Raw genomic sequence first — 17,158 nt, forward strand, 5'->3', positions numbered from 1 at the left:
CTTTATTTAAATAAGTTTATTAAAATAGTTGTTTAAATTTTAAGATTTTTTTTGAAAGTATTTTTGGAGATTAAGGTTTTTGGATATTTGTTTTATTATTTTGAATATTTTGAATATAAGAAATTGATTTTTATAAATATTTTTATGTTTAATAATTATATAAATTGTATAAAATTTATGTAATATTTAATTTTAATTTGTATATTTTTTTGAATTATATAAATAACATATGTTTGTTTAAATGAAATTTTCATTTTAGAATTACAAATTAAGTATTTATATGTATTTTACATACTGTTTTATAGTGTGAATATTATTCAATTTGATATAATTTTAATTTTGGTATTATAATGTATTATTTTATTTTTCCGTTATTTGATCCAGTATTTTTTTCTTTTTACGATATATCTTTTCGTTGGTATAGTTTAATGTATTTGATTAGTTTTATTTTTACTCAATGGTTAGTAAAAAAACGGATTAAATATTTTTTTTATAGTACAAAATTTTCTAAAGAAAAAATTACAAATTTAATTTATATTTGTTTTATAGGTATGGTTGTAGGGGGTCGTATTGGTTATGTATTGTTTTATAATTTTTCATTTTTTTGTTCTAACCCTTCATATATTTTTAAAATATGGAATGGAGGTATGTCATTTCATGGCGGTTTGTTGGGTGTTATTGTTGTAATATTTTGTTTTTCTTTTAGAAAAAAATGTTGTTTTTTTTATTTTACCGATTTACTATCTCCTATAGTACCATTTGGTTTAGGGGTGGGAAGATTAGGTAATTTTATTAATGGGGAGTTATGGGGTAAGGTTAGTATTAATAATTCATTAGCAATGTTTTTTCCAAGTTCTCTAAATTCTGATATTAAATTTTTGTATTTACACCCTGAGTTAAATGAATTTTTTAAATATTATGGTATGTTTCCGAGACATCCTTCTCAGTTATATGAATTATTTTTTGAAGGAGTATTGTTGTTTATTATATTAAATATTTTTATCAGGAAAATTAGACCTGTAGGAAGTGTTTCTGGTTTGTTTTTAATTATTTATGGTGTTTTTCGTATATTTGTTGAGTTTTATAGAGAACCTGATTATTTATATAATGATTTTAGCATGGGGCAAATTTTGTCTTTTCCTATGGTTTTTTTTGGAGTAATAATTATGATTTGGTCATATTATCCATTAAGAAGAATTTTATAAAATTAAATATTATTTTTATAAATATTTTGTTTAATTTATAAAGTAATTTTTGTTTTTGAGAAATAACATCTGTAGTTAAATACTTAATTTTAATAGAATTTTTATTTTTATTTTTTGAAAATAATGTAAAAAATTTTATATTTTATATCCCATAATTTGTCGTATATGAGTACCTGCTCCTAATAAGCCGGGTTGTTTATGTTTGATTAAATATACGGGAATATTTTCTAGATATTTTTTAAAACGTCCCTTGTCCTCGAACGCGCGCCTAAAATTAGATTTATAAAAAAATTTTAGAAATTTTGGAATAATCCCTCCAGCTATATACACGCCTCCAAAAGTACCCATATTTAAAGCTAGATTCCCCCCAAATCTTCCCATTAATGTACAAAATAAAGTTAATGTTCGTATGCTGTCAAAGCATGTTTTTTGTATTGCTTTATACGTAATTTGTTTTGGTAAAAGATTTATTGGTGATCTTCCTTCAGATTTTACAATAGCTTTGTAAATATTTACTAATCCTGGACCAGATAAAACACGTTCTGCTGAAACTCGTCCGAATTCTTCTCGTAATATAGAAAGAATATTGTCTTCTTCTTTGCTACTTGAAGCAAAATCTACATGTCCTCCTTCTCCTGGAATACTAACCCATTTATTATTAATATTTATTAAATGACTAACTCCTAACCCTGTTCCTGCTCCATAAATTGCTATAGGTTTTCCTTTTATTGCATTATTTCCACCAAATTGAATGATATCTTGTTTATTTAACATAGGTATAGCCATAGATATTGCGGTAAAGTCATTTATGATTTCTAGTATGTCCAATTTAAGATTGGATTTCATATTTTTAATAGAAAATTTCCATGAATGATTAGTCATAGCTATCCAATCTTCTGTAATTGGACAAGCAATTGCAATACACGCCATTTTTATTTTTATTTTTTGATTTTTTAAATAATTAAAAATGGTTTCTTCTGGGTTCTTATAATCTTTTCCAGAATAAATAGAAATTTTATAAATATTTCCAGTATATATATTGCACAGTGCTAGTCTGATATTAGTTCCTCCAATATCTCCTACTAGAACATAAGTTTTCATTTTTCGCTCCACTTATTATGTATTAAATATATTTGTGAAATTTTATAAGAAGATTTTATTTAAATTTGTATTTATTTTAATATATTGTTGTGAGTATAAGTGGTGTTTATATTGATATTTTAAATATAATTTTTATGTAAGTTTAATATAAAATATTATTTATTTAACTAATTATTTGTATTAATTATTATTTTTATATTTTAGATTGATTTTATTAATCCTGTAAATATGTTTTTAATTTTATTAATTTAAATTTATATTTAGTTATGTAAAATTTTGATACAAAATTTTTGTAAAATTATTTTTGTTTATTTAGTAATGATTTTATTGTTTATTATACTTTATTGTAGTTAAAATTCAAATTAATATAGTTATCATATAATAAAGAATTAAAAGATTAATTTTAGAATTTGGTATATTTATTGTTTTTTTGCAAATATTTTGGTTAAATTTGGAATTTTTTCAACATATATGTGTGTTGTATAACATATTGATTTTATAGAGAAATTTGTAGATTAATTTTTAATTATGTTTTGATATATTTTAATGTTTAGTTTTTCTTGATTTATACAAAATCGAAAAAATTTTCATATGCTTTATAAAATTGATAATAAGTGAACTTATTTGATTATTTGTTTAAATAATTAAAATTTTTTATTATATTTAAACAAATTTATTAGAATTTGAATATAAAAATTTTAGAGTTAGCTGTTAAGCCGGGTTCTGTCAAGGACAGTCATTAATCTAAGATTAATATTCGCATATTAATTCCAGCGGCTTACCTAGGATATTGATTTGGACTTTAAAATATTGTTCCTGATTTAGCCTTGCTCCAGGTGGAGTTTACATTGCTACGTTCTGTTTCCAGAAGTACGGTGTGCTTTTACCACGCCTTTTCACCCTTACCTGTAATTATTTTATTAAAATAATATTTTGGCGGTTTATTTTCTGTTGCACTTGTCGTAAGTTTACACTTCCCAGATGTTATCTGGCACCATCGCCCTGTGGAGCCCGGACTTTCCTCTCTTTATTTTTCGTGTAGTTTATTTTTCAAAAAAAAGAGCGACTGTCTTAGCTAACTCTTTAAAATATGTATATTTGGATTTTATATATGTTATGAATGTATAAAGTTTATAAATTTTTTATAAAGTATGTTTTTTTTTATATTAAAAATTTTTCCTGCTAGTCTTGTGGATTTGTTTAAAGATAATTCTTTCTTTAGAATAGAAATTGCACGTAGTGCTTTGGATAGAATCTTTTCTTCTTCTTCTTTTTTTTCTGTATTATATCCCTCTAATAATAAAACTATTTCTCCTTTTTGTAAATCTTTATTTTTTTTTACTCGTTTTAGTAATGTTTTTATGGGTTCTTTGTAAAATTTTTCCCAAATTTTAGTTAATTCTTTTGCTAATATGATATTACGATTTGGCCCAAAAACAAACATTATATCTTTTAATGTTTTTAATAAACGATGACATGATTCATATAAAATTAAAGTTCTGGATTCTTTTTTTAATTTTATTAAATATTGTATTCTTAATGTTTTTTTTCTAGGTAAGAATCCTTCGTAGCAAAAATTGTGTGACGGTAGCCCAGAAGCAGAGAGTGCTGCTATGGCTGCACAAGCTCCTGGTAATGGTGAAACGGTAATTTTATTTTTGTAGCATTGGTTTACTAGATAATATCCAGGGTCATTAATAAGAGGAGTTCCAGAATTTGAAACTAAAGCTACATTTTTTCCTGAATTAAGTTTTTTTATTAATTTATGAGCTTTTTTTTTTCATTATAATTATGTAAGGGAAATAATTTTTTTTTTTTTATAGAAAAGTATTTTAATAATATATTTGTATGTTTAGTATTTTCAGCGGCAATAATATCAACGGTTTTTAATATGAATATAGCTCTATTGGTAATGTCTTGAAAATTTCCAATAGGTGTAGCTACTACATATAATGTAGATTTTGGGTTTTGTAATTTGGCATTTTTTTTCATAATTTTTATATTTTATAAATTATATGTAAAATTGAATTTATTATGATAATAGTATTATATTACTAGAATGTTAAATTTTATATATTTGATTAAGTTTATTTGTAAATAAAAGGGTAATTTGAATCAGTATTATATTATTTTGAGAATATTATTTAAATATTTATTAATCATGAATATAATGTTAGAGATTATATCTCATATAGATAATCTTATTTATTAAAATTTTTTGTTTATGTTTTGTATTTAATATTATTATGAAATATTTTATAAATATATGTGATTAGATACAAGATTTATTTAAAAAAATCAAAAAATTTATTAATATTTATGTTTTTGAATATAAAATAAAGGATTTTAAAATATAATTGGTATTTTATAAAAGTTTAAGTGTTTATTTATTATTTTGAATTTAATACAATTAATATTGTTTTTTAATATTACATGATAAATAGATATTATTTAAATAAAGAAAATAATAATTTTATGTTATATGGTTTATATTTGTTGTATATTAACGATATAACATAGATGTTTTTTAAATGTTAATTTAATAATATTAGAAATAATAATATTTAAGTTTATTTTATTTATAATTAAGAATATAAATAAATTATTTTATTTTTGTTTTTAACGATTTTGAATTTTATTAATTGCATATTTTTTAATTATATATTGATTTTTTAGTTTTATTTTTATGTTTTTAAAAAAATTTGTAGTGATTTATTTGAATATTAATAAAATTAAATTGGTTTATAAAATTTTTTATATATGTTTTTGAGAAAAATTTTTATTTTATTTTAAATTTATAAAAATTAGTTTTATTATTTTGTATGAAATTTTTGATTTATTCAAATTAAAATTTATTTTGTGTATTTTATTATTTATGGTTTAAATTTATTATTAAGATGTATTTTATATATTATATGAATAAAATTAGTTTATATTATATAAAAGATTGTGGATTTAAATTTTTAAATATTTGATTTTATAAAAATTTTTTAATTTTGTGCAATTATTTTGTAGAGTGATTTTATAAAATTTGATATTGTTAGTAATGTTTTATATCAAATAAAGTGTTTATTTTTTAAAAATATGAATATATTTTATTGTAGTTTGTTTTTTATCAAATTTATATTATGTAAATGTAATTTATTGTTTAATGATTTAATTAATTTTATTTATATTTTCTTTATGAAAAAGTGAAGTTGTACAATTTATGTTTTAATATATTCAAATAACATAATAAAATATGTTTTGATTTTATGGGTATGTTGAAATTGAAATATATGTATCTTATGGATAATGTTAATGATAAAGATTGTATGAATGAGTTTTAATATTTGAATTGAAATTTTAATGTAGAGGATTCAATATGTTAAAATTAATTACTAAAAAAGTATTTAATCCATGTAAGTTACGTTTAAGAAAAGGAGTATTTTTAGTAGAAGCATCTGCTGGAACTGGGAAAACTTTTTCAATATCAATTTTATATTTACGTTTGTTAATTGGACAGTGTGATAAAAAAAATCTTTATAAGAATTTTTTGGAAGTAGAAAAAATTTTAATTTTAACATTTTCCGAATCAGATATTAAAGAGTTTCGTTATCGTCTAAAAAAAGAGATTCGTTGTTTTAGGATAGCATGTATTCGAGGATATAGTTCTAATAAATTGTTTTCTGAATTATTAAAACAGATAATTAATATTGACTTAGTTATATTACGCTTATTACAAGCAGAAAATAATATGAATAATTCTTCTATTTTTACTATTTATAGTTTTTTTTGGAATATTTTAAAAGCTAATCCAATTGAATCAAATATATTATTAAAACAAAAATTACTTTTAGATGAACGTTATTTACATAAAAAAGCGGTTGTTAATTTTTGGCGTCGTTATTTTTATCCATTGAATACAAATTTAATAAAGATTATACAAAAATATTGGAAAGATCCTAATATGTTATTTATAGATTTGAAACCTTATTTAATTGGCAAGTTACCTATTATATGCTATTTTTCTAATATAACTGAATCATTTGAAGAAAGATATAAATTAATAATTTCATTTATTAATAAATTTAAAAAACAGTGGTTTAAAGCTTCTGTTAATATTTGCGATATATTTAAATATTATTGTTTTAATAAAATGAAATATACTGAAAAAAATTTTTTATTTTGGTTAAAAAAAATTGATACTTGGACACGTACAAAAACAATAGATTATGAAATTCCTAAAGAATTAAAATATTTTAGAAGTATGATATTAAAAAAAAATGTATATATTGAAAAAATAAACTTTTATAAAATACCATTTTATTTTTTATTTAAAAATTTATCAAGATTATATCATAAAATTTTTTCGTTTCGTGAATTAATATTAGTTTTAGCTTTAAAAGAAGTGCGTAATGAAATTAAAAAAGAAAAAGATATACGCAGACAGTTAGGGTATAATGATTTAATTCTAAAGTTAGATTGTCTTTTAAATTCTAAGTATAAAAAAAAGTTGGTTGATTTTATACAATTTCATTATCCAGTAGTTATTATTGATGGATTTCAAGATATAGATTTAGAACAATATAATATTTTGTATAAAATATATTGTAAAAATATTTTTTATGGTTGTATATTGTTTTTTTTTTCTGATTTTAAACAATCTATGTATTTCATTTATACTTCTAATATATTTACTTATATGCGTATTAGAAAAGAAATTTGTTTTAGATATACATTAGATATTAATTATCGTTCTTCTTTAAATTTGATTTGTGCAATTAACCAATTATTTTGTTCTTTTCCTGTTCCGTTTGTTTTTAAAGATATTTCTTTTTTTCCATTGAAATCTTGTGTATATAAAAATAATTTTCGATTTTTTATAAACAAACAAATGCAACCAGCAGTACATTTTTTTTTTAAATCTGGTTGTGCTATTACAAGTGATGAATATTTAAAGGTTATGTCGTATCATTTTTCTAAGAAAATTTACGATTTATTTATTTCTTGTATTAAGGAAGAATCATATTTAACAGATTATTTTGGTAATAGATTATTAAAATTATCTGATATTGTTATATTAGTGCGAAATTCAAATGAAGCTAAAATTATTTATGATTCTTTACAGAGATTTATGGTTCCGGTTATTTTTTTTTCTAATTTTAATAATAGTGTTTTTGAGACAATGGAAGCTAAGGATATATTGTGGATTTTACAAGCAATATTAACTCCTGAGGATCATACAATATTTTATCGCGCGTTATTTACTGACATATTAGGTTATAGTACAGTTTTTATTAGAAATATACGTGATAATAAAAATAATAAAGAAAAATTAATTGAAAAATTTATTTTTTATCGTTCTATTTGGAAAAAACGTGGTGTTTCTTTTATGTTGCATACGATGTTGATTCATCATGGTATGATTAAGAATTTGCTTTCCTTAGTTGATGGGAGACAAAGATTTATTAATGTTATGCATATAATGGAATTATTACAAAATGTTTCTAGAAATTTTGATAATCAGCAAGCATTGATTCGTTGGTTAACTGCACAAATCGCAAACCCAGATTCTGGTTTAAAGAACCAAAAAGTTAGATTATATCAATATGATAATAACGCAGTAAAAATTATGACAATATATAAATCCAGAGGATTAGAATTTCCTTTGGTTTTTTTACCATTTATTGCAAATTTTCGTTTAAGAAAATATTTTTTTTTTCATGATAGAAAAACTTATGAAAGAAAGTTAGATTTTCGTTGTGTTAATGAAAAAAATTTTTGTTTTTCAGACGAAGAAAGATTAGCGGAAGATATAAGATTATTATATGTAGCAATAACTCGTTCTATATACTATTGTTGTATTGGTATTTCGCCAATATTTCATAGTAGTTTATATAATAATTATAATGATGTAAGTAATGTTCATTTAAGCGCTATAGGGTTTTTGATACAAAAGGGTAAATATGGGGATTTTGATTTTCTTCACAAAAGTTTAATGTTATTAGAAAAAGAATCTAATAAAAATATAACTTTTTCATATGTTAGATTGATATCTAATAAGAGATTTTTTGGATTGAGAAAAGATTTTTTATTTTCTGTTGGAAAAAAATTTACTTTTTTAGGGGAAAATAAAAATATTAATGTTTTAAATAAAATTTCAGAATTGAATTATAATAAATGGTTTATAACAAATTATTCTAATTTGATTTGTAATGATCGTTTACATGTGAAAAATAATTTACAAAAATTGAATTTACATTTTTGTATAAAAAACGATGATAAAGAAAAATCCAAAAAATTATTAAATTCATTTACTTTTCCAAAAGGAAGATTATCAGGGATATTTTTACATGATGTTTTTGAGTGTTTAGATTTTACTTGTTCTTTAAATAAAGAGTGGTTGTGTAAAAAAATGATTAGATATAATATTGATATGATTTGGCTTCCTATATTAATAAAATGGATAAAAGATATTATTTATTACCCTTTAGATGGAAAATCATTATCTTTATCTTCTATATCTTCAGATGTAAAAAAATCTGAATTGGAATTTTATTTATCTGTTAAAAATATAGTTAAATCTTCTGATTTTGATGATATTTGTAAACGTTATGATATTTTGTCTAATCGTCGTCCAAAAATTGATTTTTTTCATATTCATGGTATGTTAAATGGATCTATTGATTTAGTGTTTTTTTGGAATAATCGTTATTATTTATTGGATTATAAATCAATTTGGTTAGGAAATGAATATGTTGATTATAATACTAAGAACATGGAGGAAGCTATGATTAATCATAAGTTTGATTTGCAATATCAAATATATTCTATAGCTTTACATCGATTTTTGAAAATAAAATTATTAAATTACGATTATATTCATAATTTTGGAGGAATATATTATTTGTTTTTGCGAGGTATGAATAGGAAGTTTATGGGTTGTGGTGTATATTATTGTTGTCCAAATATAAATTTAATTGATAAATTAGATAATTTGTTTTGTTAGAATATAATAAAGTGTATAAGTTTACATTTTATGTAGAATAATATTAGTTTTTGCATTTTTATGTTTAAATTTTATTAAAATGTAATGATATTACAATGGAAAAATTTTTTTTTGCGGCAGAAGAATTAGGTTTGTGTCGTTCGTTAGATATTTTTTTTGCTAAAATGTTAACAAAATATTTATGTTCCACAAAAAAAGAAAAAAACGCGTTAATGTTGGCTTCTTTTTGCGTCAGTATGTATCAGGGTAAAGGCCATGTTTGTTTTCCTATACGTTTTTTAACACCTGAGTATATTTTTGAAGGGGATTTTTTGGATTTATCGGAAAAAATGTGGAAAAAATCTGGGGTTTTTTCTATCAAAGAATGGAAGACGGTATTGTTTTCATCCTCTATAGTTAGTAATGGAATGGATATTATAACTCCCCTAATTTTAGATAATGAAAAACTTTATTTATATCGTATTTGGAAAAATGAATGTATGGTTGCTGATTTTTTCAGTCAGTCAAATGTTATGTTTGATTTTAAAAAGAAAGTTGAGTTATCAATTTTATTAAATAAGTATTTTCCTCAAAACGATGTTTGTGTAAAATTTGTTGATTGGCAAAAAGTTGCAGCAGCAGTTGCAGTTACTCATAGAGTATCGTTAATATGTGGTGGACCTGGAACTGGAAAAACTGCAATAATTGCAAAGTTATTAATGATATTGTTATATTTTTTTTCTCCATTACGAATTGTAATGTCAGCTCCTACAGCAAAAGCTGCATTAAAAATGGGTGAATCTCTTTATTATTTTATACATACTTTAAATTTGGATAATGAACAAAAAAAATTTTTTCCGAATATTGGAATAACTTTACATTCTTTATTTAATATGAAAAGAATTTTTCATGAAAAATTGTTTTATAGTAATATTAACTTTGTAGATATTGATGTTTTAATTATTGATGAAATTTCTATGATTGATTTAAATATGATGAGTATTATTATTTCTTCTTTATCATCAAAAATAAGAGTAATTTTTTTAGGAGATAGATATCAATTACCTGCAATAGGTATAGGATCTGTGTTAAAAGATATTTGTCAAATCTATAATTTTGGTTATAGTTTCAAAAGAAGTAAAGAATTATGTGAATTAACGGGTTTTGATATATCTTGTAATAAAAAAAAAAGGTATTTTGGTTTTTCTGATAGTATTTGTTTTTTACAAAGAAATTATCGATTTGATGAATCTTCTGGTATTGCTAAATTAGCAAATTATATTAAAAATGGGGATTATTCTACTGTTTTGATGTTGTTAAAAAATAATGCATTAAAGAATGTTCATTATTGTTTTATGGAAAATTTAAATATATATGAAAATATGCTAAATTTTTCTATAAGTGTTTATAAAGAGTATTTGTTTCGAATTCATAAATTTGATGACCCAAAGATTATTTTAACTTTATTTAATAAAATTCGTTTATTATGTGTATTAAAAAAAGGTCCGTTTGGAATGTTTGATTTGAATATGCATCTTGAACAACTTTTATGTAAACTAGGATTTATTTCATATCAAAAATATGGCTTATGTGATAATTATATAGGAAGACCAATTATGATTTTAAAAAATACACCTCTTTTAGGATTATATAATGGGGATATTGGAATAGTATTGTCTAAATCTTTAGAAAAAGAAGATTTTGAGGTGTATTTTCTTTTATCTAATAAAAAAATAAAAAAAGTTAGTTATAGTATTTTACCAAAACATGAGACAGCTTTTGTTACAACAGTACATAAATCACAAGGATTAGAATTTGATAATGTTATATTAGTTTTACCTAATTTTGTTACACCGTTATTAACACGAGAATTATTGTATACTGCTGTTACTCGTTCTAAAAAATGTTTAACTATATATGGGACTAATAATATTTTGCGGTATGCTATTCGAAGAAAAACAGTTAGAATTAGTGGTCTTATTGAAAGAATTAAAAAAAACATTAGTTTTTTTCGTTAGATTAAAAAATTAAATTTAAGTTATCATATGTAGTAATAAAAAATAATTTGTTTTTTATTATTTTTAATAATGTGTTTTGTTTTGGATTTTTTGTGTTTTATATTAAGTTTATTACGTTTTGTTTTTGTTTAGTTTTGATATTAATAAGTTTTTATAAAAAATTTTATAAGTATTAAAGAATTGGGTATAGTTTTAATATGTTTATGATTTTTTTATGTTTTAGTATATTAGTAATTTGAATTATTTTGCATTATATTTGAATTAATTTAATATAGTATTTATTTGATTATTAATTTTTATTTTTATTTTTTGTATTTTATTTTTTTTATTTTTCACTTTGTATTTATGAAGATTAAGAGTGTTTATTTGTATTTTATATATGAATGTTACAATAAATTTGTATATTTATGTTAATTTAATTAGTTGTATTTTGTATTAAATAATTATTTTTTAAATAAAATGTTTTATATTTTTTAATTTAATAGTTATTTTGATATAATAAAATAAATTATTAATTTTAATTGTATAAATTAATAAGAAAATCTAAAATATTTTAGAATGGATGTTTTATATAGTTAAATAAATGGTATTTATTGTAAAATTTGTTAATTTGAGTAATATCAAAATTTGAAAAATATTATGAATTTTTTATTAAAGCATATTTTATAATTTCTGTGATAAAATTATATTTTATTGTTTTAAAATTCTAAATGTATTAGAAATTATTTCTTTTTATGAAAAATAATTTTATATAATTTATGAGTGATATTTTATAAAGTAAATTATTTTTTTTATATTATTTATTATATAACATATAGTTGTTTTGGTTTTATTAAATTAAATTTTGTTTTTTTAATTCTATTTTTAAATAAGCATAGTAAATTGGTGCTATTATTAACCCTTCTAAACCAAATATAGCGTCGAATAATAACATTATAAATAATAATTCCCATGATTTAGCTTGTATTTGATTTCCAATAATTTTTGCGTTTAAAAAATATTCTAATTTATGAATTAACACTAAATATAAAATCATGGTCCCTGCTGTATTAAGAGAAATTGATAGTGCTGATATGGTAATAATGAAATTTGAGATTAAATTTCCGATTATTGGAAGAAGTCCAAATATAAATGTAAGTGTGATGAGTGTTTTTTTGTAAGGTAAATATGTTTTAAATAAGGGGAATATTATTAAAATAATCATTGATGTTAAAATGGTATTTATTAATGATATTGTGGTTTGGGCAAAGACGATATTTTTAAATGCTACAGATAAATAGTATAAACGTTGCAGTAATTGTTTAATAAAATATGTTTTTTTTTTAGAAGGTTTATTAAGTGTAATAATTATGCCGATAATTAATCCAATAAAAGTCATAATTAATTCGTGTAAAAATACACTTCCCATATTTTTAATAGTTATTAAATTAGATTCAATTAAATTAAGAATTTGATTTTTTAGTTCTATTTCATTTTCAGGAAAAAAAGGAAAAAGAAAGTTTGGAATGTGGGTTTTTATATTAGTAAAAATATTATTTATTTTTGCAGAAATATTATTTTCATGTTGAATATCTGTTTGTAAAAAGTGTATGACATTTATTATTCCTATCGTCATAGTGGAAACAATTGTTGAAAAAATAAAAATTATGATTATTAATTTTGTATATCTAGTATTAACAAAAAATTTAAAATAGAATGTAATAGAATTAATAATTTCATAAATTAAAAAACCGGAAATAAAGCAAGATAATAAATGTAACGGGATGATTAATATCATAGATGAAAACATTATAAGATAGGAAATAATTTTTAATTGTTTGTGTGATATAAATATTTTTTGTTTTTTCATTTTTTTCTGAAATTATATGTGAGATATTGATAATGGTGTTTATTAAAAAGTTTTAATATAATTAAAATATATTGTGAATACTTAAATTAAGTAGTAAGTATTTAATTTAATTAAAACTATTTTATATTTGTAGAATTTTTATATATGTTATATATTTTGTTTATTATATATGATATTGGTATAAAATTTGTTTTTATGTATTTTTAAAATTGAATTTTAATTAAACAAATTTTGAGTAATGTTTAATGTATTTTTTAAAATATTTGGAAAGGGTTTTAATAAAATAAAATTGTAAGTGTATTTTAAAATTATTTTGCTATATATTTTGAAAATGAAAGTGTTTTTATGGGGAAATATAAAATATTAGATTTTTTTGTTTTTTATTTTTATAATTTTTAATTTGTTTGATTGTAAAAATTAGATTATATTTATAATATGTGAGAAAATGTTGTTTTGTTTTATATAAAAATGAAATTAAATAAATATTTAAAATAAAATTTTGCTGTATATTTTTTTACATTATGGAGAATTTTTTTATTAATGAAAAATTTATAAAAATTTATTAAAATTTATAGTATATTATAAAATATATTTTCATAGTATTATAATAAAATTTTGTAATATTTTTCGAATTTTGTTTTTATGTATTTTTAAAATTATGAATTTAATTTTTGTTATAAATTATATTTTGGTATGAAGTATCGTTGTTATTTAATATTTTGAATTTAAAGTTATATAAAACATGTATTTTATATTTTAAATGTATTTTTATAGATTTTCATTTGTTGATTTAATTTAATTTGGGTTAGTGATTTTTTTTGTGTTTCATTGTTGATTAAATTTTAAGAATGATTTTTATAAATATATTATGAAATTGTAAAAAAGATTTTTACTTTAGATAACATTGTTATGTTTTTGAGAGCTTATTGATTTTAACGAATAATTTGAAATTGTAAAAATTTTTCGAAAATTTATGATATTGTGTTTGTTATATAGTTTTTACAAACAGTTTTTATGTGGATAAATCATTTTTTTAATTTTGTAATTTTGTAATAAAAATTTTTATTTTAATATGTAATGTAATTTTTTACAAAATAATTGATTTAACTATTTTTATTTTTTATATTTGTAATATTTAAGTAGTATAAGTGTAATTTTTATAAAGAAATTTAATATTTATTAATAACATTCATAGAATTTATAGAATTTGTTTCTTTAAATGCTATATTTAATCTATTTATTATAGAAAGTTGACTAAATCTTATCCAAGTACGAGGATCGTAGAATTTTTTATTCGGTTTGTTTGCATCTAAATCATTTCCTATTTGTTTTTTTAAAAAATTTTTGTTATTTTTATAATAGTTAAGTATTCCTTGCCAAGTTGCCCATTGTATGTCAGTATCAATATTCATTTTGACAACTCCATAACTTATTGCTTCTTGGATTTCTTGAATGGTAGAACCTGAACTTCCATGAAATACAAAGTTTACAGATTTGTTTGGTAATTTTAGCATTTTAGAAATATGTTTTTGTGATTTTTTTAAAATTTTTGGTAATAATTTTATATTTTTATTATTATAAACTCCATGTACATTTCCAAAAGAAGCAGCGATAGTAAAATGTTGATTAATTTTATTTAGTTTTTTATACGCGTAAATTACGTCTTCTGGATTAGTGTATAATTCAGATTGATTTATTTTCGTGTTATCTATTCCATCTTCTTCTCCTCCTGTGCATCCTAGTTCTATCTCTAAAGCTATATTTATTTTTTTCATTTTTTTGAAATATTTTTTGCTAATTTTTATATTATTCTCTAATGTTTCGCTTGATAAATCAAGCATATGTGATGAAAATAATGGTTTTCCGGAATTTTTGAAGTGTTTTTTGCTTTTTTGTAATAAACCATCAATCCAAGGTAAATTTTCTTTTGTACAATGATCAGTATGTATGATAACTGGGATATTGTAATATTTTGCAATGTTGTGTATATGTAATGCCCCAGAAACAGCTCCTATTATAGAAGGAGTGTGTGTTTTTGAAATATTTAACCCTTTTCCAGCTATAAATGAAGAGCCTCCATGGGAAAATTGTATAATAATAGGGGAATTTGCTTTGCATGAAGCTTCTAATACAGCGTTTATGGAATCTGTTCCTATGCAATTAATAGCGGGAATGGCAAAATTGTTTTTTTTTGCGATACAAAATAATTTTTGAATATCTTTTCCAAAAATAACTCCTGATGAAATTTTATTTATAATTTTGTTCATATTGTTTATCCTAAATTAATGTTAGCTTTAATGCTAAATTAGTAGTTTTTTATTTTATATAGAGTTAATTATTTAATAGTTTTTAAATATCATTTTTATGTAGTTTTTTGTACTTTAGAGAAAGTTCATGTATTGTTGGAAGTATATTTCCAGTAAGAAATTCAAGAAATGCACCTCCACCTGTAGACATGTATGATATGTTTTTAGTAATATTAAACATTTCGATAGCAGATAATGTATCTCCCCCACCTGCTATGGAAAATGCATTCTTATTATTTGCGATAGCTTGACATAATTTTTTTGTTCCTTTTTGATAATCAATGTGTTCAAATAATCCTATTGGTCCATTCCATATTATAGTTTTTGCATTTTTTATGATATTTTCTAATTGAATTATTGATTGGTTTCCTATATCAAGAATTTTTTCATTGTTTTGAATATTATGAATAGATTTTTGTATTTTATTTATTGTGATTTCTTTTTTGTTTTTAGATACACTAACATCCATTGGAATAACAATATTATTATTTTTTAATAATTTTTTAGCATCATGAATAGAATTTTTTTCATATATTGATATTCCAATATTGTACCCGTGCGCCGCTATGCATGTATTAGCAATTCCCCCTCCTACAATTAATTTATCAACTTTTTTTGATAAAAAGTGTAATAAATTTAATTTTGTAGAGATTTTTGATCCTCCAACAACAGCGATAATTGGTTTTTTAGGATTGTAAATTGCTTTTTTTAAATAATTTAATTCTTTACATAAAAGTGGTCCAGCACAAGAAATAGGAGCAAATTTGATAATTCCATATGTGGAACTGTGTTTTCTGTGCGCCGCGCCAAATGCATCCATGACGAATATATCGCATAATGATGCGTATTTTTTAGATAAGGAATCGTCGTTTTTTTTTTCTCCTTTGTTGAAACGAACATTTTCTAATATGATTAATTCACCTTCATTTAGTTTTATTGATTGATTTAAATAATTCTTAATTAAATGTATTGAAATATTAGGAAGGTTATTTTTAAACCATGCTACAATTGGTTTTAATGAGTAATTTTTATCTTCTTTTCCTTCTTTTGGAGATCCTAAATGCGCTAATAAGAGTACTTTTGCTTTTTTTTCTAACGCTATTTTAATTGTTGGCAATGCTGCGCGAATTCTAATATCGGATGTTATTTTGCCTTTTGGATTCATTGGAACATTTAAATCAGAACGAATTAAAACACGTTTTTTTGACAGATTTAAATCTTTCATTTTTATTATTTTCATGGTAAGTCTCAAATTATAAAAGGTTTTTTAGTAATATTAATAATTTTAATTTAATATTGTTTAGGTGATATGGAAGATACGTTTAGTTTAACATTATTGTGTTAATTATTGTAAATAATTTTATGTTACAGGGTTTTTTCTGTGTGATTTTATATTAAGTTTTGTATTGATTTTTTATGTTTTAATATTTATGTGAGTATATATTATATATTTTATAAAATATAATTTATATTATCATGTTATTTGTTTGATATTTATAATATAAATTTATGTTATCGTGTTGTAGATTAATTAAAATTGAAAATATATTTTTAATATTGAAAATAAGATTTTTAAGAATTTGTGAGCTTGTTTATATTTTATAAAATGTTTTAATCGTTTTGATATATGAATATTAGAATACGTTATTTATTTTGATTATTATTTGTTTATCGATTGTTGGTTTATTTTAAATTTTATCATATATTAA

Annotated in this window: 7 protein-coding genes, 1 other RNA gene and 1 pseudogene; 3 read left to right on the forward strand and 6 right to left on the reverse strand. The window is 21.0% G+C overall.

The annotated features are described in order from the left end of the window. The first annotated feature begins 350 nt into the window (after nucleotides 1–350). Nucleotides 351–1,205 (forward strand): prolipoprotein diacylglyceryl transferase, encoded by an 855-nt coding sequence (lgt, locus tag WEOB_RS00085; protein ID WP_281263896.1) that lies wholly within the window; start codon nucleotides 351–353, stop codon nucleotides 1,203–1,205. A gap of 135 nt (nucleotides 1,206–1,340) precedes the next feature. Here the strand turns inward: lgt and glk are convergent, their stop codons facing one another. The 3 genes and pseudogenes from glk to rsmI all read right to left on the reverse strand — a co-directional run bounded on the left by glk (nucleotide 1,341) and on the right by rsmI (nucleotide 4,298). After that, nucleotides 1,341–2,306 carry a glucokinase gene (gene glk, locus WEOB_RS00090; protein ID WP_281263897.1) on the reverse strand — a complete coding sequence of 322 codons (966 nt, stop codon included), beginning with the start codon at nucleotides 2,304–2,306 and terminating at the stop codon, nucleotides 1,341–1,343. A 696-nt stretch (nucleotides 2,307–3,002) separates the two neighbouring features. Beyond that, nucleotides 3,003–3,389: RNase P RNA component class A (rnpB, locus tag WEOB_RS00095), an RNA gene on the reverse strand. Nucleotides 3,390–3,420: 31 nt separating this feature from the next. Then, nucleotides 3,421–4,298, reverse strand: a pseudogene (gene rsmI / locus WEOB_RS00100) (16S rRNA (cytidine(1402)-2'-O)-methyltransferase). 1,372 nt (nucleotides 4,299–5,670) lie between these two features. On the opposite strand from rsmI, the gene recB reads away from it, so the two are divergent. After that, nucleotides 5,671–9,297, forward strand: coding sequence for an exodeoxyribonuclease V subunit beta (gene recB / locus WEOB_RS00105; RefSeq protein WP_281263898.1), 3,627 nt, complete (start codon nucleotides 5,671–5,673; stop codon nucleotides 9,295–9,297). A gap of 95 nt (nucleotides 9,298–9,392) precedes the next feature. Continuing rightward, complete coding sequence (recD, locus tag WEOB_RS00110) at nucleotides 9,393–11,294, forward strand: exodeoxyribonuclease V subunit alpha (protein WP_281263899.1); 1,902 nt, start codon at nucleotides 9,393–9,395, stop codon at nucleotides 11,292–11,294. Between the two features lie 832 nt (nucleotides 11,295–12,126). Here recD and WEOB_RS00115 read toward each other — a convergent pair. From WEOB_RS00115 to WEOB_RS00125, 3 genes are all read right to left on the reverse strand, one after another. Continuing rightward, entirely contained in the window at nucleotides 12,127–13,143 is a 1,017-nt protein-coding gene (locus WEOB_RS00115) for an AI-2E family transporter (protein ID WP_281263900.1), read from the reverse strand. Between the two features lie 1,169 nt (nucleotides 13,144–14,312). Further along, entirely contained in the window at nucleotides 14,313–15,410 is a 1,098-nt protein-coding gene (fbaA, locus tag WEOB_RS00120) for a class II fructose-bisphosphate aldolase (protein WP_281263901.1), read from the reverse strand. A gap of 82 nt (nucleotides 15,411–15,492) precedes the next feature. After that, nucleotides 15,493–16,689, reverse strand: a complete 1,197-nt coding sequence (locus WEOB_RS00125; RefSeq protein ID WP_281263902.1) for a phosphoglycerate kinase — start codon at nucleotides 16,687–16,689, stop codon at nucleotides 15,493–15,495. Between the last annotated feature and the right edge of the window lie 469 nt (nucleotides 16,690–17,158).

This window comes from Candidatus Westeberhardia cardiocondylae, assembly GCA_001242845.1.
Taxonomy (GTDB): domain Bacteria; phylum Pseudomonadota; class Gammaproteobacteria; order Enterobacterales; family Enterobacteriaceae; genus Westeberhardia; species Westeberhardia cardiocondylae.